Annotated in this window: 22 protein-coding genes; 7 read left to right on the top strand and 15 right to left on the bottom strand. The window is 74.3% G+C overall.

Annotated features, from left to right (window positions below):
• Positions 1-88 precede the first annotated feature (88 nt).
• The 3 genes from ACZ60W_RS03455 to ACZ60W_RS03445 all read right to left on the bottom strand — a co-directional run bounded on the left by ACZ60W_RS03455 (position 89) and on the right by ACZ60W_RS03445 (position 3864).
• A complete protein-coding gene (locus tag ACZ60W_RS03455; RefSeq protein ID WP_469753660.1) occupies positions 89-391 on the bottom strand; it encodes a hypothetical protein in 303 nt (100 codons plus the stop codon).
• Positions 392-508: 117 nt separating this feature from the next.
• Positions 509-1822, bottom strand: a complete 1314-nt coding sequence (locus tag ACZ60W_RS03450) for a M14 family metallopeptidase (protein ID WP_469753659.1) — start codon at positions 1820-1822, stop codon at positions 509-511.
• The gene (locus ACZ60W_RS03445; protein ID WP_469753658.1) at positions 1819-3864 is read right to left on the bottom strand and encodes a Xaa-Pro dipeptidyl-peptidase; all 2046 of its coding nucleotides are present in this window, start codon (positions 3862-3864) and stop codon (positions 1819-1821) included. Before ACZ60W_RS03445 ends, ACZ60W_RS03450 begins: the two co-directional genes overlap by 4 nt.
• Before the next feature lie 212 nt (positions 3865-4076).
• Here ACZ60W_RS03445 and ACZ60W_RS03440 point away from each other — a divergent pair, with 212 nt between their 5' ends.
• Positions 4077-5618, top strand: a complete 1542-nt coding sequence (locus ACZ60W_RS03440) for a M1 family metallopeptidase (protein WP_469753657.1) — start codon at positions 4077-4079, stop codon at positions 5616-5618.
• Positions 5619-5642: 24 nt separating this feature from the next.
• Here the strand turns inward: ACZ60W_RS03440 and ACZ60W_RS03435 are convergent, their stop codons facing one another.
• Positions 5643-6524, bottom strand: coding sequence for an oxygenase MpaB family protein (locus ACZ60W_RS03435; protein WP_469753656.1), 882 nt, complete (start codon positions 6522-6524; stop codon positions 5643-5645).
• A gap of 116 nt (positions 6525-6640) precedes the next feature.
• A complete protein-coding gene (locus tag ACZ60W_RS03430) occupies positions 6641-7126 on the bottom strand; it encodes a F0F1 ATP synthase subunit B family protein (RefSeq protein WP_469753655.1) in 486 nt (161 codons plus the stop codon).
• A gap of 125 nt (positions 7127-7251) precedes the next feature.
• Between ACZ60W_RS03430 and sph the strand changes: the two genes are divergently transcribed.
• Positions 7252-8283 carry a sphingomyelin phosphodiesterase gene (gene sph / locus ACZ60W_RS03425; RefSeq protein ID WP_469753654.1) on the top strand — a complete coding sequence of 344 codons (1032 nt, stop codon included), beginning with the start codon at positions 7252-7254 and terminating at the stop codon, positions 8281-8283.
• 8 nt (positions 8284-8291) lie between these two features.
• Here the strand turns inward: sph and ACZ60W_RS03420 are convergent, their stop codons facing one another.
• On the bottom strand, positions 8292-8789 hold the full coding sequence (locus ACZ60W_RS03420; protein ID WP_469753653.1) for a hypothetical protein: 498 nt from the start codon (positions 8787-8789) through the stop codon (positions 8292-8294).
• A gap of 92 nt (positions 8790-8881) precedes the next feature.
• Positions 8882-9364, bottom strand: coding sequence for a macro domain-containing protein (locus ACZ60W_RS03415; protein WP_469753652.1), 483 nt, complete (start codon positions 9362-9364; stop codon positions 8882-8884).
• Positions 9365-9488: 124 nt separating this feature from the next.
• On the opposite strand from ACZ60W_RS03415, the gene ACZ60W_RS03410 reads away from it, so the two are divergent.
• Complete coding sequence (locus tag ACZ60W_RS03410) at positions 9489-10226, top strand: MerR family transcriptional regulator (RefSeq protein WP_469753651.1); 738 nt, start codon at positions 9489-9491, stop codon at positions 10224-10226.
• A 4-nt stretch (positions 10227-10230) separates the two neighbouring features.
• On the opposite strand, the gene ACZ60W_RS03405 is transcribed toward ACZ60W_RS03410, so the two are convergent.
• The 4 genes from ACZ60W_RS03405 to ACZ60W_RS03390 are packed head-to-tail and all read right to left on the bottom strand — an operon-like array spanning position 10231 to position 15997.
• Positions 10231-12402: a 3-hydroxyacyl-CoA dehydrogenase NAD-binding domain-containing protein gene (locus ACZ60W_RS03405; RefSeq protein ID WP_469753650.1), complete on the bottom strand. Its 2172-nt coding sequence runs from the start codon at positions 12400-12402 to the stop codon at positions 10231-10233.
• A 38-nt stretch (positions 12403-12440) separates the two neighbouring features.
• Positions 12441-13655: an acetyl-CoA C-acetyltransferase gene (locus ACZ60W_RS03400; protein WP_469753649.1), complete on the bottom strand. Its 1215-nt coding sequence runs from the start codon at positions 13653-13655 to the stop codon at positions 12441-12443.
• A gap of 45 nt (positions 13656-13700) precedes the next feature.
• Entirely contained in the window at positions 13701-14843 is a 1143-nt protein-coding gene (locus ACZ60W_RS03395; protein ID WP_469753648.1) for an acyl-CoA dehydrogenase family protein, read from the bottom strand.
• Positions 14840-15997, bottom strand: a complete 1158-nt coding sequence (locus tag ACZ60W_RS03390) for a CaiB/BaiF CoA transferase family protein (RefSeq protein ID WP_469753647.1) — start codon at positions 15995-15997, stop codon at positions 14840-14842. The genes ACZ60W_RS03395 and ACZ60W_RS03390 overlap by 4 nt, the downstream gene beginning before the upstream one ends.
• A gap of 181 nt (positions 15998-16178) precedes the next feature.
• On the opposite strand from ACZ60W_RS03390, the gene ACZ60W_RS03385 reads away from it, so the two are divergent.
• A complete protein-coding gene (locus tag ACZ60W_RS03385) occupies positions 16179-17507 on the top strand; it encodes a saccharopine dehydrogenase family protein (RefSeq protein ID WP_469753646.1) in 1329 nt (442 codons plus the stop codon).
• Positions 17508-17537: 30 nt separating this feature from the next.
• Here ACZ60W_RS03385 and ACZ60W_RS03380 read toward each other — a convergent pair whose 3' ends face one another.
• The 3 genes from ACZ60W_RS03380 to ACZ60W_RS03370 all read right to left on the bottom strand — a co-directional run bounded on the left by ACZ60W_RS03380 (position 17538) and on the right by ACZ60W_RS03370 (position 18857).
• Entirely contained in the window at positions 17538-17909 is a 372-nt protein-coding gene (locus ACZ60W_RS03380) for a VOC family protein (protein ID WP_469753645.1), read from the bottom strand.
• The gene (gene mmpA, locus ACZ60W_RS03375; protein WP_469753644.1) at positions 17906-18040 is read right to left on the bottom strand and encodes a morphogenic membrane protein MmpA; all 135 of its coding nucleotides are present in this window, start codon (positions 18038-18040) and stop codon (positions 17906-17908) included. The genes ACZ60W_RS03380 and mmpA overlap by 4 nt, the downstream gene beginning before the upstream one ends.
• Positions 18041-18161: 121 nt before the next feature.
• Positions 18162-18857, bottom strand: coding sequence for an endonuclease V (locus ACZ60W_RS03370; RefSeq protein ID WP_469753643.1), 696 nt, complete (start codon positions 18855-18857; stop codon positions 18162-18164).
• Between the two features lie 93 nt (positions 18858-18950).
• Between ACZ60W_RS03370 and ACZ60W_RS03365 the strand changes: the two genes are divergently transcribed.
• The gene (locus ACZ60W_RS03365; RefSeq protein WP_469753642.1) at positions 18951-19253 is read left to right on the top strand and encodes a YciI family protein; all 303 of its coding nucleotides are present in this window, start codon (positions 18951-18953) and stop codon (positions 19251-19253) included.
• 33 nt (positions 19254-19286) lie between these two features.
• Here the strand turns inward: ACZ60W_RS03365 and ACZ60W_RS03360 are convergent, their stop codons facing one another.
• Positions 19287-20360 carry a WD40/YVTN/BNR-like repeat-containing protein gene (locus tag ACZ60W_RS03360; RefSeq protein ID WP_469753734.1) on the bottom strand — a complete coding sequence of 358 codons (1074 nt, stop codon included), beginning with the start codon at positions 20358-20360 and terminating at the stop codon, positions 19287-19289.
• 85 nt (positions 20361-20445) lie between these two features.
• Here ACZ60W_RS03360 and ACZ60W_RS03355 point away from each other — a divergent pair, with 85 nt between their 5' ends.
• Together ACZ60W_RS03355 and ssgD are read left to right on the top strand one after the other, a co-directional pair.
• Positions 20446-20940: a (4Fe-4S)-binding protein gene (locus ACZ60W_RS03355; RefSeq protein ID WP_469753641.1), complete on the top strand. Its 495-nt coding sequence runs from the start codon at positions 20446-20448 to the stop codon at positions 20938-20940.
• Positions 20941-21082: 142 nt separating this feature from the next.
• Positions 21083-21499, top strand: a complete 417-nt coding sequence (gene ssgD / locus ACZ60W_RS03350) for a spore wall synthesis regulator SsgD (protein WP_469753640.1) — start codon at positions 21083-21085, stop codon at positions 21497-21499.
• Positions 21500-21677: the final 178 nt, after the last annotated feature.

The raw sequence follows: 21677 nt of genomic DNA, 5'->3' as shown, positions 1-21677 counted from the left end.
CCTCCCTTTCCCTCCCCCCCCCCCCCCACCCCCCCCCCCCCCCCCTCCCCCCCTCCCCCCCCCCCCCCCCCCCCCCGTGCGGCCGTGGCTACTTCCAGAGCGGCGGCTTGCTGTGGTTGTCGGCGTCGGCGCACTGCTGGGCGCGGCGCTCCAGGCCCGCGGCCTTGGCGAGGGCCTTGCGGGCCTCGCCGTCGGCGCCGAGGCGCTTGAGCTGGGCGGCGCGTGCGCGCTCCTTGTGGGCGTCGGCGCGCAGCTTGGAGACGTTGCAGGTGATGGTGCCCGCGGTCGCCTGTCCGGCGGTCGCGGTCTGTCCGAGCAGCACGCCCCCGGCGAGCAGCGTCGTGGCGAGCAGGGCCGTCAGGGCACGGCGTGCGGGCTTGATGTGGTGCATGGTGGTTCTCCAACTCCGGGATGAGGGACACCCGTTCGAGGCATGGTCAGTACCGGTAGGTAACTTTACCTCGGCAAACGACGGAATCGAGCCACGACCGCCGTGGGCACCCGATCGTCAACACCTCTCCACGGGACGGCCACTGACGAGGTGATAGGTCGCCCGGCCGTCGAGGAGGAGCGGGACGAGGGCCCGGGCGGACTGCCGCAGCGGGACGAACGCCCCCGCACCGTCCGGCCGGACGGTGATCCCGTGCAGGGCGAGCTCGTCTCCGACCTCGGCGTACTGGGCGGCGTCCAGCCGGTAGCCGCACGGCGGGTCGGCGAGGATCTCGTCGGGCTCGGGCGGGTCGTTGTCGGCGCCGCCCAGGAAGACGGGACCCCGGTCGGCGAAGCCGGCGAGACGGGCGGCGACGGTGGCCGCGGCGAGCGGGCCGCGCCGCTCCTTCACGTAGGCGAAGGCCCCTTCGAGGGCGGCGTGCTGGGTGGCGACGCGCCGCCGGTGGTTGCGGGCCGAGTCCTGCTGCTCGGCGTCGTCGAGGGCGTCGACCCGGGTCTCCACGAGCAGCCCGACGGCGTGCTTGATGCCGGCCGTGTTGCGGAGGATCCGCTCCTGGCCGTCGCCCGCGACCTGGCGGAGCGGCTCACCGGTGACGGGATCGGTCCAGATGCCGTAGATGCCGCTGCTGTAACCGGCGAGCCCGGCGGCGGGCCGGACGTAGGACTCCGAGAGCGTCCGGGACTCGTCGTGGACCCGGGCGGACACGTCCGGGCTCCGGGGCCAGAGGGCGAGCAGGTCCTTGTCGTAGTAACGGGGGGTGGCCCCGTACTCGTGCAGGTCGTAGACGAGTTCGGGGCGCCGGTCGCGGATGACGGCGGCGACGGCCCGCGCCTCGGCGGTGCGCAGCGCGATGTGGTCGCGGTTGACGTCGACGCCGTCGGCGTTGCCCCGGGTGTCGGCCGCGCGGCCGTCGGGGTTGGCCGTGGGGACCACGAGGACGGTCGTGCGGGCCAGGAGCTCGCGGGTCTCCTCGTCCCGGGCGAGGGCGAGGTCGCGCACGGTGCTCAGGCACGCCTCGCGGCCGGCGGGCTCGTCGCCGTGCTGGCTGCAGACGAGCAGCACGGTGGGGCCGCCGCGGCCGGTGCCGAGCGTGGCGAGCCGGAGCGGGCGGCCCTGGGCGGTCGTGCCGATCACGCGCAGCGAGACCCGGTCGCTCGCCCGGTCGACGGCCGCGAGGAAGTCACGCTCCTCGTCCTCCCCGGTCCAGCGGGCTCCCCGGCTCGTCTCGAACCCGGTCCGCGGCGGCGCCTCCGGGGGCCCGCCGGCCGCCGCCTTGGCGGGCACGGTCACGAGCGGCAGCCCGAGGGCGGCGGCCCCCGCCACGAGGGCGAGGGCGCGCCGTGAGCTGCGGTATCCGCCGCGGAGCCTCATCGACCGCCTCCCGGTCCGGGCAGCCGCGGTCCGACGACGGCGTCCGGCGGGGCGGCGCCGGCCGGGGACGGCGCGGCGGCGGGCGACGACACGGCCGGGGCCGGTCCCGAGGTGGCCCGGACGAAGGCGCCCGCGCCGCCGACGAGCGGCACCCGCGCCCAGGTACGGGCGAGGTCCAGGGTGAGGGTGGGGGTCGTGGACGGCGGGTCGAGCAGGTCCTTGTCGGTGCCGCCGACGATCAGCGCGAGGCGGTGTCCGGCCGGGACGACGTGGTCGGCGGCGGCGAGGCGCAGGGTGAGGGTGTACGCCGTGCCGGGGGTCAGCGGGCGTTCGCGGCCCGGGTCGGCCCAGGTGCCGAGGTCGGCCCAGCCGCGGCTGACGACGGTGGCGGCGACGTCCGCGGTGCGGGCCGCCGTCTCCTTGAAGCAGGCGCTGTCGCCGGGCGTGCTCGCACCCCAGCAGGTCCGCGTGTCGAGGGTGGTGATGCCCTCGCCCGCCGCCCCGTAGTCGCGGATGGTGTCGGGGCCGAGGTCGACCAGGACGGCGGAGAGGTGCGCGGTGGCGGTGGTCGGGGTGGCGGTGACCGTGACGGTCGAGGAACCGGAGATCCGCAGGTCGCGGGAGAGCGGGCGGGTGACGAAGCCGGCCTTCTCGGGGGTGGCGGCGTCGATCCGGGCCACCCAGTCCAGCTCACCGAGGCCGGGGTCGTCGGTGAGGGTCGCGGTGGCCCCGGGGGCGGCCGGGGCGCGGCCCAGGACTCCGGGGCCGGCGGCGGCGCCGGGGGCGGGCCGCAGGGTGGTGGCGGAGGTCGCGCGGGGCGGCCACTGGCGGTCGGTGGTCCAGCGGTCCGGGGCGCGCTCGACGTCGGCGACCGGTTCGCGGTCGATGCCGTTGTCGTAGCCGAGCAGATAGTGGTCGAACCAGCGGTGCAGGGTGCGCACCCACTCGGCGCGGCGGAAGTCGAAGGGGTCGACGTGGCCGGTCTGCGAGAGCCAGATCTTCCGCTCGACGCCGTGGGCGCCGAGCGCGTCCCACCACTGGCCGAACTGGTTGGCGCGGACGTTGAGGTCCTGTCCGCCGTGGACGACGAAGACGCTGGCCCTGACCTTGCCGGCGTCCTTCACGTGGTCGCGCTCGGTCCAGGCCGGGGTCCGGTCGCCGTTGTACGGGGTGCCGGCGGTGATCCGGTCCTGGACGGCGCCGCATCGGGCCATCGCCTCGGGGCTGTTGACGTACTCGGAGAGCCAGCTCGGGCTGGCTCGGTACAGCGGGGCGCCCTGGGAGTGGAAGTAGTCGTACCAGGAGGAGATGGCGCCGATCGGCACGATCGTCCGCAGCCCCTCGACGCCGGTGGCGGCGACGCCGTTGGCGATGGTGCCGTCCCAGCTCTTGCCGATCATGCCGACGTCGCCGGTGCTCCAGCCGGCGGCGCGGGCGGGGGTCGCGCCGGTGCGGGTGGTGTAGCCGCGGGCGCGGCCGCCCAGCCAGTCGACGACGGCCTTGGCGGACTGGACGTCGGAGCGGCCGCCGACGTCGTCGCAGCCGTCGGAGCGGCCGGTGCCCGCGAGGTCGACGGCGGCGAAGGCGTAACCGCGCGGCACGAAGTAGTTGTCGTAGAAGAGCGGGAGCCCGACCGGGTTGCCGGCGGCGTCGTAGGTCTTCTTCTGGCCCTCGTTGCCGCGTCCGCAGCAGGCGTAGTACGGGCTGGCGTCCATGATGACCGGGACCCTGCGGCCGGTCGCGGCGGCCTCGCGGGGGCGGACGATGTCGACGGCGACCCGGTCGCCTCGGCCGTCGCCGTCGCCGTCGAGGCCGGTGTCGACCCAGACGGACTCGCGGACGGCGTCGGCGTAGGAGTAGACGGGGCGGGACTCGCGGCCGGCCTGCGGCAGGGCCGGTCCGGCGAGCGCGGTCGGCGCCGCAGCCTCGGGGCGCGCGCCGGCCGGGGTGACCAGGGTCGCGAACAGGGCGGCCGTGGCCGCGGCCACGAGGGGTCCGTACGACAGTCGGGCTCCGCGGGTTCTCCGCTTTCGCATCGGCATGGGCCGGAACGTACCCCGGTCAACTCCCGTGCAAAAGAGCGCCGGAGGCAATCCAGCGTGATTCGGGTGGCGGAGGGTTCATGTCGGCCGAATGGCGATCGTGTGACGGGGGGTCCCGGGCACGTGACGGTGCGTGGGGGCGCTTCCTAGGGTCGTGGACAAGGACCGGCGCCCACCCACGCGCCGTACGTTTCTTATGACTTGGAGCACCCGTGCACCGCAGAATCATCGTTCCGAGCGCCCTCGCGGCCTCCCTGCTGCTGGCGATCCCGGCATCGGCGGCCGACTTCGTCCCCGGCGCCCCGGGCATCGGGGACTCCTACTACCCGACCAGCGGCAACGGCGGGTACGACGTGTCCCATTACGACCTGCGCCTCACGTACCAGCCGGCGACGGACCTGCTGCAGGGCACGGCGACGATCCTCGCCACCACCCGGCAGGACCTGTCCCGGTTCAACCTCGATCTCGGGCTGAAGGTGTCCGAGGTGCGGGTCAACGGCAGGGTCGCGAAGTTCACCGCCACGGGTGAGCACGAGCTGGAGGTCACCCCGGCCGCACCGCTGCCGCGGGACACCCCGGTCACGGTGGTCGTCCGGTACGCCGGCAAGCCCTCCGCGTTCACGGTCGACGGCTGGTCGGCCTGGGCCCGCACCCCCGACGGCGGTGTCGCCGCGCAGGAGCCGGACGCGGCCGCGTGGTGGTTCCCGTCCAACGACCACCCCCGGGACAAGGCCACCTTCGACGTCTCCGTGTCGGTGCCGGACGGCCACCAGGCCATCAGCAACGGCGTGCTGCAGTCGCAGTCCTCGCGGCTGGGCTGGACCCGGTACAACTGGCGGTCCGACAAGCCGCAGGCGACCTATCTGGCCACGCTGGCCGTCGGCCGGTTCGACGTCACGACCGACCGGACGGCGAACGGACTGCCGGTTCTCAACGCCTACAGCAAGGACCTCGGCGCCGACGCCGGTGCGGCGCGCGCCTCGGTCGAGCGCACCACCGAGGTCGCCGAGTGGCTGGAGTCGGTCTTCGGCCCGTACCCCTTCAACGCGCTGGGCGGCTACGTGCCGAACGTGACCAGCGGTTTCGCGCTGGAGACACAGACCCGGCCGTTCTACAGCCCGCGGCAGTTCGCGGGCGGCGCGAACGTATCGGTGGTCGTCCACGAGCTGGCGCACCAGTGGTACGGGGACAGCGTGTCCGTCCACGACTGGAAGGACATCTGGATCAACGAGGGCTTCGCCCGCTACGGCCAGTGGCTGTGGTCGGAGAAGGAGGGCGAGGGCACCGCACGGGAACTGGCGGACTACGTGTACGCCTCCCGGCCGGCCGGGGACCCGTTCTGGACGGTCAGGCCGGGTGACCCGGGAGCGGAGAACCAGTTCCACGGCGCCGTCTACGACCGGGGCGCGCTCGCCCTCCAGGCGCTGCGCGAGGAGATCGGCGACGAGGACTTCTTCGCCGTCCTGAAGGGCTGGCCGCAGGAGTTCGCCTACGGCAACGCGCGCGTGGCCGACTTCGTGCGGTACGCGGAGCGGGTCTCCGGCAAGCCGCTGGCCGGGCTCTTCGACACCTGGCTCTACCGGCCGGTGAAGCCGGCGGCGTCCGCGGCGGGCGCCGCCGCGCCGTCCCTCGCGGCGGCGCCGGGCACGGCCGGACGCGGCGGGACGGCCGGCCGGGCCGGGAAGCCCGTGCAGCCGACCTCGTGGAAGAAGATCGCGGCGACGAACACGATCCACGAGCACGGCGGCCGCTGAGCGGTGCCGTGAGCGGGCCGTGCGTCAGCGCCCGGCGCGGCGGGCGGCCCGGCGGGCCTTCCGGGCCATCGGCAGATAGCGGAGCCGCTCGGGCAGGACGGGGACCACGGCCCGGACGACCCGGGCGAGGCGCCGCAGGGAGCGTTCCTGGGCGTCGGTCCACTCCATTCCGATGGCCTCCCTGGCGTCCGGCGGCATCATGCCGACGGTCAGGAAGGCGCGCAGCCGCAGGAAGGGACGGCGCAGCACGGGCCAGAGGATCCGGAGCGCCAGCCGCACGGGCAGCGGGCCCCGGTCCGGGGCGGGGACCGGCAGGTCGGTGTCGAGGAGCTCCCGCACGACGGTGGTGGCCTCGATCTCCTCGTCGAGGACCTTCCGGTAGTACGGCCAGAACTCCTCGATCGTCTGCGGCATGTCCCGGTCGTGGATGCCGAGGACGCGGCCGACCCGGAGCCACTCGGCGTACAGCTGCCGTTCCTGCGCCTCGGTGAGGGGGCGGACGAGCAGCCGGAGCCCGTGGTGGTAGATCGGGAAGCCCGTGGCGTGGACCCAGGAGTAGTAGGCCGGGGTGAGGGCGTGGTAGCGGCGGCCGTGGGCGTCGGTGCCCTGGACGGTCCGGTGCAGTTCGCGGAGCCGGCGGCCCTCCCGGGCGGCCTCCTCGCCGCCGTAGATCCACAGCTGGAGCGAGCGCAGGGAGCGCTCGCCGCGTCCCCAGGGGTCGGTCCGGAAGACGGAGTGGTCGTCGACGCCGGCGCCGACGGCGGGGTGGGCGACCTGGAGGGTGAGGGCGGCGGGCAGCATCAGGAGCGCCCGGACGTCACCGGCGACGGTCCACAGCACGCCGCCGGCGGGCGGCGGGACCGGGTCGTCGGCCCGGGTCCGGTCGGTGCGGGTCCCACGCGGCACGGTCTTCTCCTCCACTGTTCCAGGCTGCCACCCTCTCGTCCCGGGTGCCGCCCACGGCGAAGGGGCCGCCTCCCGGGCTCACGGCCCGGGCGACGGCCCCTCTGCGACGGGTGCGGTCAGCCGCGGTCGGCGCCGACCGGCTCGCCGACGATGCGGGCGGCGAGGGAGTGGGCCCAGGCGTCGACGTCCGCGGTGAGCTCGCGCTCGGCGGCGGCGCGCTCGGAGGCGATCTTCTCGGCGCCGGCGGCGACGATCGCGTCCCGCTCGGCGTTGCCCTCGGCGCGGGCGGCGGCGATGGCGGCCGAGCCCTCCTCGGTGGCCTTGGAGCGGATGCGGGCGGCCTCGTGGCGGGCCTCGGCGAGCTCCGCCTCGTACTGGGCGCGGATCCGCGAGGCCTCGGCGCGCAGGTCGTCGGCGCGGTCGGTGCCGCCCTCGATGGCGTCCTCACGCTCGTCGAGCGTGCGCCTGATCTTGGGCAGGATGGCCTTCGCCATGATGAGGAACGTGATCCCGAACAACACCAGGCCGAGGATGAGCTCGGCCCAGACCGGGTTGAGCGGACCGAGGTCCATCTTGAAGACAGTGGAGTTCGCGAGGGTCATGCGCGCATTCTACCTGGTTCAAACAAGGACAATTCAGACACCGGACCGAGAGTTGGCGCGATCGTGCCTGCTCGGCAAGATTCCCGGCATCCAGAGGCTACCGGAAGGTAACCACGGCTGATTGTATGTGCGGCGCCAGTCCAACCCCCCACCTCACCAAGGGAGTTCCTGTGTCGCTCGCCGCGTTCCGCCGCGCCCCCGGCGCCGCCCTTTCCCTCGTGCTCGCCGCGGCCGCCCTGACGGCCGCCGCCCCCGCCGCGTCCGCGTCCCCCGCGGCCGCCGAGGCCCCGCGGCTGAAGGTCCTCACGTACAACACGTTCCTGTTCTCCAAGACGCTCTACCCGAACTGGGGACAGGACCACCGGGCCAGGGCGATCCCCGCCGCCCCCTTCTTCCGGGGCCAGGACGTCGTCGTGCTCCAGGAGGCCTTCGACAACTCCGCCTCCGACGCCCTCAAGGCGAACGCCGCAGCCGCGTACCCCCACCAGACCCCGGTCGTCGGCCGGAGCAAGAGCGGCTGGGACGCCACCGGCGGCTCCTACTCGGCGACCACGCCCGAGGACGGCGGCGTGACGATCCTCAGCAAGTGGCCCATCGTCCGCAAGGAGCAGTACGTCTACAAGGACGCGTGCGGCGCAGACTGGTGGTCGAACAAGGGCTTCGCCTACACCGTGCTCGACGTGAACGGCAGCCGGGTCCACGTCGTCGGCACCCACGCCCAGTCCACCGACCCGGGCTGCGCGGCGGGCGAGGCCGCGCAGATGCGCAGCCGCCAGTTCAAGGCGATCGACGCCTTCCTCGACGCCAAGAACATCCCGGCGGACGAGCAGGTGATCGTCGCCGGCGACATGAACGTCGACTTCCACACCCCCGAGTACGGCACGATGCTCGCCGACGCGGGCCTGGCGGGGGCCGACGCCCGCACCGGCCACCCGTACTCCTTCGACACCGACCTGAACTCCATCGCCTCCGAGCGCTACCCGGACGACCCCCGCGAGGACCTCGACCACGTCCTCTACCGGGCCGGCAACGCCCGCCCCGCCGGCTGGACCAACCACGTGGTCCTGGAGCAGAGCGCCCCGTGGACGGTCTCCAGCTGGGGCACGAGCTACACGTACACCAACCTCTCCGACCACTACCCGGTCACCGGGTTCTGAGCTTCGGCTCAGACGCCCGTCCCGCCGAGGACGCCGTAGAGCCAGGCGCCGAGCACCGCGGCGACGCAGAGCAGGACGAAGCAGGATCCCGCGCTCGTGTGCCGCTCCTTGCGGGGGCGGCGGCCGGGGCGGTCGGCGCCCGCCGACCGCCCCGGCTTCGCCCTGCCACTCTTGGCGCGCTTCCCGGCGCCCGCCGGGACCGCGGCCGGCTCGGCGGCCGCGGCGACGTCGGCCAGCAGGCGCCGGCAGACCGTCGCCAGCTCCGCCGTCCCGGCCGTCAGGTCGACGACCACCTCGGTGCGCGCCGGCGCCGTCGTCCCCCCGTCGAGGATCCGTCCCGCGCGCAGCAGCGCCCGGTCCCTGCCGCCGGTCGGCGCCAGGCTGATCCACCGCCGGACGTGCTCCCCGCGGATGACCACCCCGCCGCCGCGCTCCCGGTACACGGTGTGCTCCCGCCACAGGACCGCGGCCAATTCCGTGGCCGTCTCCCTCAGTTGCGCGTTCATCCCACTCCCCCGTCCCACTCCCCCTGATCGAACAGCGGCCGACTCTAGCCGTCCGCGGGCGGTGCCCGCGCCGCACCCCGGCCCCCCGCCCCTTACGCTCCGAAGTCGTACACCGTGACCGGTATCCCCCGGTCCGCCAGACGCCGGACGACCAGCGGTTCGACGCGGTCCCAGGAACCGCCGGCCAGGCCGCAGCCGATGCGGGGCATGTGGACGGAGGCGCCCAGCGCGAGCGCCCGGTCCGCGAGCGGCACCAGGGCCGCGTCGATCGCCTCGTACCGCACGGGGGCGCCGGTGCTGCGCGCGGTGCGGGTCCCGCGCTGCCCCACCAGGTTGGCCACCCAGACGTACGGTTCGACCTGCACGAAGCGGGCGGCGCCCAGGCCGAAGTCGTTCCGCGCGCGCTCGCGGTGCCACTGGCGGTAGTCCGCCTCCGGCTGCGGCCAGCGGCGGGAGAGCGCGAGGACGAAGCCCCGGCCCCACCCCCCGCGGTCGTTGCAGACGTGCGCGATGATCTTGACGCCCTTGGCCTGCGGCGAGGTCGCGTCCCCCCGGACGTATCTGATCGCGTTCATGACGATCACGCTACGGGGGACCACCGACAGTGCCGCCACTCTTTTACAGGGCTGGTGAGACAGCAATACTGTTCAAGCGAGCCCGACCGGCGGGTCCGTGGTACGGGGAAGCGAGGCGGCTCGGATGGGCGTGGGGAGCGAGGGGGAGGACGAGCCCCGCTACACGGTGGACGAGCTTGCGGCGCGGGCCGGGGTGACCGTGCGGACGGTCCGGTTCTACGGGACGCGCGGGCTGCTGGCGCCGCCGGTGATCGGCGCCCGGAGGGTCGGGCACTACGGCCCCGGGCACCTGTCGCGGCTGGCGCTGATCGAGGAGCTCCAGCGGCAGGGGATGACGCTGGCGGCGATCGAGCGCTATCTGGAGCAGCTGCCGCCGGACCTCAGCGCGCGGGACCTCGCGGTGCACCGGGCGCTGGTGGCGTCATGGGCGCCCGAGTCCCCGGAGACGATCACGCGGCGGGAGCTGGAACGGCGCGCCGGCCGGGAGCTGACCGGGCGGGACGTCGAGCGGCTGGCCGCGATGGGCGTGCTCGACCGGACCGACGACGCGGACACCTTCCGGCTGGACGGGTCGCTGCTGCGGCTCGGCGTGGAGATGCTCGACGTGCCCATCGAGCACGAGACGATCCTCGCCTCGCGGACCGTGCTCCTGGAGCACGCGCGCGCCGCGGCGCAGGAACTCTCCCGGCTCTTCCGGGACGAGGTGTGGAGCCCGTACCGGGAGAGCGGGGAGGACCCGGACCACCTGAGCGCCATGAGGTCGCTCTCGGCCCACATGCAGCCGATGGTGGTCCAGGCCCTCCTCACCGCCTTCCAGCGCTCGCTGAGCGAGGAGCTGCGGACGGCGTTCCGGAGTCCCTGACCGGTCAGTCGTGGAAGGTCTCGCCCCGCTCGGCCTTCTCGACGAGGAGGGCCGGCGGGGCGAAGCGCTCGCCGTAGGTCTCCGCCAGTTCGCGGGCGCGGGCGACGAAGCCGGCGACGCCGCCCTCGTAGCCGTTGACGTACTGGAGGATGCCGCCGGTCCACGCCGGGAAGCCGATGCCCATGATGGAGCCGATGTTGGCGTCGGCGACCGAGGTCAGGACGCCCTCCTCCAGGAGGCGGACGGTGTCGAGGGCCTCGGCGAAGAGCATCCGCTCCTGCATGTCGCGGAACGGGATCTCGTGGCCGGGCTTGGCGAAGTGCTCGCGCAGGCCGGGCCAGAGCTTGCCGCGACGGCCGTCCTCGCCGTACTCGTAGAACCCGGCGCCGCCGCTGCGCCCGGGGCGGCCGAACTCGTCGACCATCCGGTCGATGACCGCCTCGCCCGGGTGGGTGACCCAGACGCCGCCGGCCTCCTCGATCGCCCGCCTGGTCTCGTTGCGGATCTTCCGCGGCAGGGTGAGGGTCAGCTCGTCCATGAGGGAGAGGACCTTCGCCGGGTAGCCGGCCTGGGCGGCGGCCTGCTCGACCGAGGCGGGCTCGATGCCCTCGCCGACCATCGCCACGCCCTCGTTGATGAAGTGGCCGATGACACGGGAGGTGAAGAAGCCGCGCGAGTCGTTGACCACGATCGGGGTCTTGTTGATCTGGCGGACCAGGTCGAAGGCGCGGGCCAGCGCCTCGTCCCCGGTGTGCTCGCCCTTGATGATCTCCACGAGCGGCATCTTGTCGACCGGCGAGAAGAAGTGCAGGCCGATGAAGTCGCCCTGGCGCTCCACGCCCTCGGCGAGGACGGAGATCGGCAGGGTGGAGGTGTTGGAGCAGAGCAGCGCGTCGGGCTCGACGACGTGCTGGATCTCCTGGAACACCTTGTGCTTCAGCGCGGTGTCCTCGAAGACCGCCTCGATGACCGCGTCGCAGCCCGCCAGGTCGGCGACGTCGCCGGTCGGGGTGATGCGGGCGAGGAGGGCGTCGGCCTTCTCCTGCGTCGTGCGGCCGCGGGAGACGGCCTTGGCGCAGAGCTTCTCGGAGTACGCCTTGCCCTTCGCGGCGGACTCGGCGGAGACGTCCTTGAGGACGACCTCGATGCCGGCGCGGGCGCAGGAGTACGCGATGCCGGCGCCCATCATGCCGGCGCCGAGGACGGCGACCTTGCGCACCGGGCGCCGCGGGACGTCCTTCGGGCGGCTGGCGCCGGAGTTGACGGCCTGGAGGTCGAAGAAGAACGCCTGGATCATGTTCTTCGCGGTCTGGCCGGTGACCAGCTCGGTGAAGTAGCGGGACTCGATGGTCAGCGCGGTCTCGAAGTCGACCTGGGAGCCCTCGACGGCGGCGGCCATGATCGCGCGGGGCGCCGGGTAGGGCGCGCCGCCCAGCTGCTTGCGCAGGTTGGCCGGGAAGGCCGGGAGGTTGGCCGCGAACTTCGGGTGCGACGGGGTGCCGCCGGGGATGCGGTGGCCGGGGACGTCCCAGGGCTGGCGGGACTCGGGGTTGGCGTCGATGAAGGCGATGGCCTTGGCCATCATCTCCTCGGGGGTGGCCGCCAGTTCGTGGACGAGACCGCTGTCCAGGGCGCGCCGGGGGGTGTACTGGGTGCCCTGGAGCAGCACCTTGAGCAGGGCGTCGGTGATGCCCATGAGCCGTACGGTGCGGGTGACGCCGCCGCCGCCGGGCAGCAGGCCCAGGGTGACCTCCGGCAGGCCGATCTTGGAGCCGGGGGCGTCGAGGGCGATCCGGTGGTGGGAGGCGAGCGCGATCTCGTACCCGCCGCCGAGCGCGGCGCCGTTGATCGCGGCGACGACGGGCTTGCCGAGGGTCTCGATGCGGCGCAGGGCGTTCTTCATCTCCATGGCGGAGTCGAAGATGTCCCGGGCGTGCTCGGGGCCCGCCTTGATCATGTCCTTGAGGTCGCCGCCGGCGAAGAAGGTCTTCTTGGCGGAGGTGTAGATGATGCCGCGGATGGAGTCCTTCTCGGCCTCCACGCGGTCGGCGATCGCCGTGACGGAGGCCCGGAAGGCCCGGTTCATGGTGTTGGCGGACTGGTCGGGGTCGTCGAGGACGAGGGTGACGATCCCGGTCGCGTCCTGCTCCCAGCGGATGGTGGTGCTCTCGCTCATGGCTCTGCTTCTCCGTAAGAGGGTTGCGGACGGGACGGTCAGACGCGCTCGATGACGGTGGCGATGCCCATGCCGCCGCCCACGCAGAGGGTGGCGAGGCCGTAGCGCTTGTCCTGGCGCTCCAGCTCGTCGACGAGGGTGCCGAGGATCATCGCGCCGGTGGCGCCGAGCGGGTGGCCGAGGGCGATGGCGCCGCCGTTGACGTTGACCTTGTCCAGGGTGGTGCCCATGTCCTTGACGAAGCGCAGGACGACGGCGGCGAAGGCCTCGTTGATCTCGATGAGGTCGATGTCGTCGATGGTGAGGCCGGCCTTGTCGAGGGCCTTGCGGGTGGCCGGGGCGGGGCCGGTGAGCATGATGGTCGGCTCGGAGCCGGAGACGGCGGCCGAGACGATCCGGGCGCGCGGGGTCAGGCCGTACCGCTCGCCGACGGCCCGGGAGCCGATGGCGACGAGGGAGGCGCCGTCGACGATGCCGGAGGAGTTGCCCGCGTGGTGGACGTGGTCGATCTCCTCGATCCAGTGGTACTTCTGCAGCGCGACCGCGTCGAAGCCGCCCAGCTCGCCGATGTCGGCGAAGGAGGGCTTGAGGCGGGCGAGGGAGTCGGCGGTGGTGCCGGGGCGCAGGTGCTCGTCGTGGTCGAGGACGGTCAGTCCCGCGCGGTCCCTGACGGGCACGATCGAGCGGGCGAAGCGGCCGTCCTTGACGGCGGCGGCGGCGCGCTCCTGGGAGAGGGCGGCGTACTCGTCCACGTCGCGGCGGCTGAAGCCCTCGATGGTGGCGATGAGGTCGGCACCGATGCCCTGGGGGACGAAGTTGGTCTCCAGGTTGGTCATCGGGTCGGCGAACCAGGCGCCGCCGTCGGAGGCCATCGGCACCCGGGACATCGACTCCACGCCGCCGGCGAGGACGAGGTCCTCCCAGCCGGAGCGGACCTTCATGGCGGCCATGTTGACCGCTTCGAGGCCGGAGGCGCAGAAGCGGTTCTCCTGGACGCCGGCGACGGTGTCGGGCAGGCCGGCGGCGATGGCCGCGATCCGGGCGATGTCGGAGCCCTGGTCGCCGACGGGGCCGACGACGCCGAGGACGATGTCGTCGATGGCGGCCGGGTCGAGCCCGGGGTTGCGGGACTGGATCTCCCGGATGAGGCCGACGACGAGGTCGATCGGCTTGGTGCCGTGCAGGGAGCCGTTGGCCTTGCCGCGTCCGCGCGGGGTGCGGATCGCGTCGTACACGTACGCTTCGGTGCTCACGGAAAGCCTTTCGCGATGAGGGTGGGAGGGACGGGCGGCGGGAGGTCAGCCGAGGAGGGACCGGCCGATGATCTCCTTCATGATCTCGGTGGTGCCGCCGTAGATGGTCTGGATGCGGCCGTCCGTGTAGGCACGGGCGACCGGGAATTCGCTCATGTAGCCGTATCCGCCGTGCAGTTGGAGGCAGCGGTCGGCGACCCGCTTCTGGAGTTCGGTGGCCCACCACTTGGCCATCGAGGCGTGGACGGCGTCCAGCGCGCCCTCGGCGTGCTCCTCGATGCAGCGGTCGACGAAGGTCCGGGTGACGGCGCACTCGGTGGCCATCTCGGCGATCTCGAAGCGGACGTGCTGGAGGCGGGAGAGCGGCCGGCCGAACGCCTCGCGCTCCTTGACGTAGGCGGTGGTGAGCTCCAGGAGGTGTTCCGCCGCGGCGATGCCGGCGACGGCGATGGCCAGCCGTTCCTGGGCGAGGTTGGTCATGAGGTGGAGGAAGGCGCCGTTGAGCTCGCCGAGCAGGTTCTCCTTCGGGACGCGGACGTCGGTGAAGAAGAGCTCGGCGGTGTCCTGGGACTTCTGGCCGATCTTGTCGAGGTTCCGGCCGCGCTCGAAGCCTTCCGCGCCCCGCTCGACCACGAGCAGGGAGAGGCCGTGGGCGCCGCCCTCGGGGGTGGTGCGGGCCACGACGACCACGAGGTCGGCGAGGATGCCGTTGGAGATGAAGGTCTTGGAGCCGTTGAGGACCCAGTGGTCGCCCCGGTCCTCGGCGGTGGTGCGGATGCCCTGGAGGTCCGAGCCGGCGCCGGGTTCCGTCATGGCGATGGCCGTGACGATCTCGCCGGAGCAGAAGCCGGGGAGCCAGCGCCGCTTCTGCTCCTCGGTGCCGAGCGAGGTCAGGTACGGGCCGATGATGTCGTTGTGCAGGCCGATGGCGAGTCCGGGCGCCCCGGCGCGGGTGAACTCCTCGGCGAGGACCGCGCCGTAGCGGAAGTCGGGGTTGCCGCCGCCCCCGTGCTCCTCGTCGACGGCGATGCCGAGCAGGCCCTGCCGTCCGGCGGCGAGCCAGACCTCGCGGGAGACGATGCCGTCCTTCTCCCACTGCGCGTAGTGGGGCAGCACCTCCTTCTCCAGGAAGGTGCGCACGACCGCGCGGAAGGCCTCGTGGTCGGCGGTGTAGAGCTGACGCTTCATGCTTCGGACTCCTGGGTCTGGGGCGGGGTCGCCGGCGCGGGTACGGCCCAGTCGCGGGCGACCTCGGCGGTGTGGGCACCGGGCAGGGCGGGGCCCGTGCGGAGGGTGCCGGGCGTGGCGGAGAAGCGGGGCGCGGGGGCCGGCTGGGCGATGCCGTCCCGCTCGGTGAAGGTGGCGCGGGCGGCGAGGTGCGGGTGGTCCGGTGCCTCGCGCAGGGAGAGGACGGGGGCGACGCAGGCGTCGCTGCCGTCGAAGACGGCCGTCCACTCCGCCCGGGTGCGGGTCAGGAAGCGCGCGGCGACGGCCTCGCGCAGCGCGGGCCAGCGGGCGAGGTCGTGGCGGGCGGAGGCGGTCTCCCCGAGGCCGAGGAGGCGGACGAACTCCCCGTAGAACCGCTCCTCCAGGGCGCCGACGGCCATGTGGCCGCCGTCGGAGGTGGCGTAGACGCCGTAGAAGGGGCAGCCGCCGTCGAGGAGGTTGACGCCCCGGCGGTCCTGCCAGCCGCCGGCCGCGAGCATGCCGTGGATCATGGTGGTGAGGTGCGCGGTCCCGTCGACGATGGCGGCGTCGACGACCTGGCCCTCGCCGTGCGCGCGGGCGTGGTGGAGGGCGGCGAGGACGCCGATGACGAGGTAGAGGGAGCCGCCGGCGTAGTCGCCGACGAGGTTGGCGGGGACGGTGGGCGGGCCGTCCGGGTCGGGGCCGATCATGCCCAGGGCGCCGGTGAGCGCGATGTAGCCGATGTCGTGGCCGGCCGTGTGGGCGAGCGGCCCGTCCTGGCCCCAGCCGGTCATCCGGCCGTAGACGAGGCGCGGGTTGCGGGCGAGGCAGGTCTCGGGGCCGACGCCGAGGCGCTCGGCGACGCCGGGGCGGTAGCCCTCGATGAGGACGTCGGCGCGTGCGACGAGGTCGAGCACGGCGGCGGGGCCGTCCTCGGCCTTGAGGTCGACCATGACGGACCGCTTGTTGCGGTTGGTGAGGTCGCGTGCGGGGTCGATGCCGAGTCCGGGGCCGCCGGGACGGTCGACGCGCACGACGTCGGCGCCCAGGTCCGCCAGCAGCATGGCGGCGAAGGGGCCGGGGCCGATCCCGGCGAGTTCGACCACGCGCACTCCGGTGAGCGGGCCGTTCCCGGCCGTGTGCGAGGTGGTCATCGAGCCCCCAGGAGTGTGTGACACCAATGATGTAACACCGGAGATGCTAGGAACGTGTTCCACTCGGCACAAGCCCCCCGGCCGAGCAAGCGCTTGGAAATTGCACGGCCGCCGACTTCCGCTATCCTCCGCCGACGACAACCGCGCACGGCGGCGCGGTACGGCCGAGACGAGGGGCTCGATGGACACAGGGGCGGACAGCGGACACGAGGCCGGCACCGGACCGGGGGCCGGCACCGGCTCCGGCGCGGACGGCTCCCCGGCCGGGACCGGGGCTCCGGGGCCCGGCACGGCCGGGGACACCGGCCCCTCCGCGGCCGGGACGCCGCGGGAGGCCGGGGCGAGGCCGTACGACGTGGTGCTCTTCGGGGCGACCGGGTTCGTGGGCGAGCTCACCGCGGAGTACCTCGCCGAGCACGCCCCGGCGGAGTGCCGCTGGGCGTTGGCGGGCCGCAACCGGTCGGCGCTGAACGCCCTGCGCGACCGCCTCGCCGCCCGCCGGCCGCACTGCGCGGACCTGCCGGTCCTCGTCGCGGACGCCGACGACGCGGACTCCCTGCGTGAGCTCGCCGAGTCGACCCGGGTCGTGGCGACCACCGTCGGCCCCTACGTCTGGTACGGCGACGGGCTCGTCGCGGCCTGCGCGGAGGCCGGCACCGACTGCGTGGACCTCACCGGCGAGGCCGAGTTCGTCGACCGGACCTACGTCCGCCACGACGCACGCGCCCGGGAGACCGGCGCCCGGATCGTGCACGCCTGCGGCTTCGACTCCGTCCCCCACGACCTGGGCGTGTACTTCACCGTCCGGCAGCTCCCGGAGGACGTGCCGCTCCGCGTCGACGGCTTCGTCCGGGCCGGGGCCGCCTTCTCCGGCGGCACCTTCGCCTCGGCGCTCACCGCGATGGGCCGGGGCCGGGAGATGCTGCGCGCCTCGCGCGAACGGCACCTGCACGAACCGCGGCTGGTGGGCCGCCGGGCCCGCGCGCCGCTGGGCGGACCGCGGTTCAGCACGGAGACGGGTACCTGGGCGCTGCCGCTGCCGACCCTCGACCCCCGGATCGTGGCGCGCTCGGCCGCCGCACTGGAGCGGTACGGACCGGACTTCCGCTACCGGCACTACGCCTCGGTGAAGACCCTGCCGATGGCCCTCGGCGGCGCCGCGGCCGTCGGCGCGAGCGTCGCCGCAGCCCAACTTCCTTCCGTACGAGGCTGGCTGATGGAGCGATACTCGGCGGGCGAGGGGCCTTCGGACGAGCGGCGCGCCCGCAGCTGGTTCTCGGTCCGGTTCGTCGGCGAGGGCGGCGGACGGCGGGTCTTCACCGAGGTGTCCGGCGGCGACCCGGGGTACGACGAGACGGCCAAGATGCTGGCCGAGTCCGCCCTCTGCCTCGCCTTCGACCCGCTGCCGAAGACGGCGGGCCAGGTGACCACGGCGGTGGCCATGGGCGACGCGCTCACCGACCGGCTGCGGGCGGCGGGCATCCGCTTCCGGGTGGCGCACCGGAGCTGAGCGGGCCCCCGCGCGGCGCCGGGTCCGGGCTCAGAGCCGCACGAGCCGGAAGGGGTGGCCGGCCGGGTCGGCGTAGACGCGCCAGACCGGGCCGGCGCCCCCGCCGTCGAGCGGCGTCGCGCCGAGCGCGACGACGGCCTCCTCGGCCGCGTCCAGGTCGTCCACCCGCACGTCCAGGTGGAACTGCTGCTCGGGCGCGCCCCAGACGGGCGGCCGGTGGTCGGCCACGCCCTGGAAGACGAGGACGGGTCCGTCGTCGCCGCGCAGCACCACGCACGCGTCGCCGACGGCCCGGCGGGGATCGGGGCGGTCCACCTCACCGCCCAGCAACCGCCGGTAGAAGTCGGCGAGTTCGCCCGCGTCCCGGCAGTCCAGGACGACGCACCACTCCCGCCCGATCACGCGAGCGCCCGGGCGGCGACGGTGGAGAGCACGGCGCAGAGCCAGGCCAGGGCCGACAGTCCGACGGAGGCGAGCGCGAGGGCGAGACCGCGTCCGGCGGAACGTGGCGGTGCGGGGAGCGGAGTCGTCATGCGCCCACCCTGCCGGGCGGGCGACGGGGCCGGTATCCGTACGGGTACTCAGACGCGTCGGCCCGGGGGGCGACGGTGCTCGGGCGCGGCCGGGCCGGCGGGCCGGGGCCGCCGGCCGGGCTCAGGCGCCGCCGAGGGCCTCCTTGAGTGCGCGGCGGCAGAGGGAGTCGGCGTGGCGGGTCGTCTCGGGGATGCGGTAGCGCGGGGCGAGGTGGAGGGTGTGGGCACAGGCGGCGGCGAGCGAGACGCGGTGGCCTACGGAGACGTAGACGGGCTTCACGCCGGCCTGGGTGCGCAGGGCGCGGCCGACCTCCTCCCCGTCGGCGAGCAGCGGGGAGGTGGCGCCGCGGGCGTCGCCGGGCGGCTCGTGGTCGAAGGCGAAGGGGTTCTTGGCGACGCCGACGGAGGGCCGTCCGGTGAGGACCCCGAGGTGGCTGGCGAGGCCGAAGCGGCGGGGGTGGGCGAGCCCGTAGCCGTCGCAGACGAGGAGGCCGGGGTCGGCGGCGAGGGCGTCGAGCGCGGCGAGGACGGTGGGGACCTCGCGGAAGGCGAGCAGGCCGGGCACGTAGGGGAAGGAGACCCGGCCGACCGCCGTGGCCTCCTCCACCACCTCCAGCGTCCGCGCGTCGAGCACGACCGCCGCGGCGGCGACGAGGTCGCGCTCGTCGTCGTAGGCCACGTCGAGCCCGGTGACGTGGCCGGTGCCGACCGCGGGGCCCGCCTCGTCGAGGAGGAGGCGCCCGCGCAGGTCCCGCTGGACGGCCAGGGCGGCGGTCTCGTCGGCAGGCCAGCCCGCCGGAATCCCGATGATCGTCATAGTCCGGTCACCTTACGGCTCCGGTCGCGGTGCCGGTTCCGAGGGCTGGTACGCCCTGCCGGAGCCCGGCCCCGGTCCCGTAGCCTGGCGATCATGTTCGTACTGGAATTGACCTACACCGCCCCCGTCGAGCGGGTCGACGCGCTCCTCGCCGCCCACGTCGAGTGGCTCGACGCGCGGTACGCCGAGGGCGTGTTCCTCGCCTCCGGCCGCAAGAACCCGCGGGACGGCGGGGTGATCCTGGCCGCCGGGGTCGACCGCGCGGAGATCGAGCGGATCGCGGCGGCCGACCCGTTCAGCGTGGAGGGCGTCTGCGCGTACCGGATCACGGAGTTCCACGCGACCAAGACGGCGGACGGCATCGCCGCCTACCGGGAGGAGCTGCCCACCCCCTGAGGGGTGGGCCGCCCGCGGCCGGGTGGTCCGGGGTCAGCGGCGGGCCAGCCGGGCGATCCGGCCCTGCTCGCCGGAGGCCCAGCAGGAGCCGTCGGCGGTGCAGTCCACCGTGTCGTACGAGCCGGTGTCGACGGTCCGCCAGGTGCGGCCGCCGTCGGTCGTCAGGTCCGTCCCGGTGGGGCCGACGGCGAGCGCGGCCGACCGGCCGTGCGGGAGCCAGGCCACGCCGGAGCGGTAGGCGGGCGGCGGCGCGGCCGAGGGGCGCCAGGTGCGGCCGGCGTCGCCGGTGACGGCCCCGGCGCTCGGGGACGGCTGGTCCTTGCGGTAGTCGCCGCCGACGGCGATGCCGTGGGCGCGGTCGCGGAAGGCCAGTCCGAAGACGCCCCGGGCGGGGTCGCCTGCCGGGATCGGCGTGGCGGTGGCCGTCCAGGTCAGACCCCGGTCGGCGGAGTGCAGGACCCGGGCCGTGGCCCCGCCGCCGGTCGCGAGCCAGACGTCCCGGGGTCCGGCCGAGACCAGGCACTGGCCGCTCGCCGCGAAGGCCGCCTCGCCGGGGAGGGCGTCCGGCATGCCGGCGTTCGGGAGGACCTGCCAGGACCGGCCGCCGTCACGGGTGGCGAGCAGGCGGTACTTCCCGTCGACGGGGTCGCTCATGGCGAGCCCGTGGCGGCGGTCGAAGAAGGTCATGCAGTCGTAGAAGGCGCGCGGGTCGGTGTTGCGGAAGGACTCGGTCCAGGTGGCACCGCCGTCCTCGGTGCGCAGCACCCGCGAGGCCTCGCCCTCGCCGATGGCCAGGACGACGGCCCGGCGCGCGTCGAAGGCCTCCACGTCACGGAACTCCAGCTCGCCCGCGCCGGCCGGCGACACGTTCCGCCAGCTCCGGCCGCCGTCGGTGGTGCGCAGGACGGTGCCCCGCGAACCGGCGGCCCAGGCGGTGGTCCGGTCGACGGCGGCCAGGCCGCGGAAGCGGGCGTCGGTCCCGGTCGGTGTGAGCTGCCAGCCGGCCGCGGCCGTGGGGGTCTCCCCGGCGCGCGCGGGTACCGCGAGGGTGAGCGCGAGCGCCGCCCCGATCAGCCCCACCGACATCGTTCGTCTCGTCTTCCCCATGGACGTCATGGCGCCGGAAGCTAGTGCCCCGGGACGGCCCCCGTCCAGGGTGCGTCCCGCGCCACGCCTTCCTAGGCTGGTTCGCATGACCGACCGTACGGACGAGCCGCAGGCACGCGACGAGGTGCCGGACACCGGGGCGGAGCCGCCGCGGCTCAAGGAGTACGAGGGCGAGGGCATCACCGTCACGTTCGAGCCGCGCCGGTGTCTGCACGCGGCCGAGTGCGTCCACGGCCTGCCGGAGGTCTTCGACCTGTCCCGGCGCCCCTGGATCCGGCCCGACGCGGCCGGGCCCGGCCAGGTGGAGCGGGTGATCCGCCGCTGTCCCTCCGGGGCCCTGCAGTACCACCGGCCGCCCGCGGAGGGCGCCGCGGAACCGCCCGACTCCCCCACCTCCGTGCGGCGCACCCCGTCCGGGCAGCTGGTCCTCCGGGGCGACCTCCTGGTGGCCGGGCCGGCCGGGGACCGGCACGAGACGCGGGTGACGCTCTGCGGCTGCGGGGCCTCCGGCAACCAGCCCTACTGCGACCACTCCGGCCCCTGCGCGGCCCCGGACGACGACGACGCCGAGGAGCGCTGACGGGCTCCGGCGCGGGCCGGTGACACAGCTCACGTAGGGCCGGAGTGCACGTTCCGGCGGTTCCGTTCGTCCTTCCTGGTGTCAGGTGGCCTGGTGTCGGGGAGACGCACAGGACCCGAAGCCCGCGTGAGAGGAGACGGCCGTGTCCGCCGTCATCGAACAGTCCCTCCAGGCCCGTCTGGTCGCGTCAGCTCCCCGCATGGAGACCGTGCCCGCCACCCTGCGCTACGACCGCGAGGACCCGTACGCCGTGAGCATGGCCTTCCCCCCGCCCGCGACGCTGGAGGGTGTCGAGGTGTCGTGGGCCTTCGCCCGCGACCTTCTCGTGCAGGGCGTCGAGCGTCCGGCCGGGGTCGGCGACGTCCGGCTGCGTCCGTACGGCTACGACCGGACGGTCGTGGAGTTCCACGCGCCCGAGGGGGTCGCCATGGTCCACGTCAGGACCTCGGAGCTCCGCCGGTTCCTGGAGCGGTCGGAGCACCTGGTGCCGGCCGGACGCGAGCACCAGTACCTCGACTGGGACCACGACTTGACCGAGCTGCTGCGCGGCCACCCGTGACCGTGGCCCGGACGCCCCTCCCCCGCGTCGCCCGCCGTTAAATCGTTTGCCGTCCTCCCGGCTTCGGTCGTACCGTCTTCCACGGACCTGTCGTCACCTGATCGGAGAAGGACGTTGCTCGTCTGAGGTTGCGAGACACCGTGCCGCGCGTGCCCCCTGTGCCGCGTGTGCCGTTCTC

It is taken from the genome of Streptomyces sp. NPDC104202 (assembly GCF_055584185.1).
The sequence above is the reverse complement of the archived record's forward strand: the minus strand, read 5'-3'. Positions and strand labels throughout refer to the sequence as shown.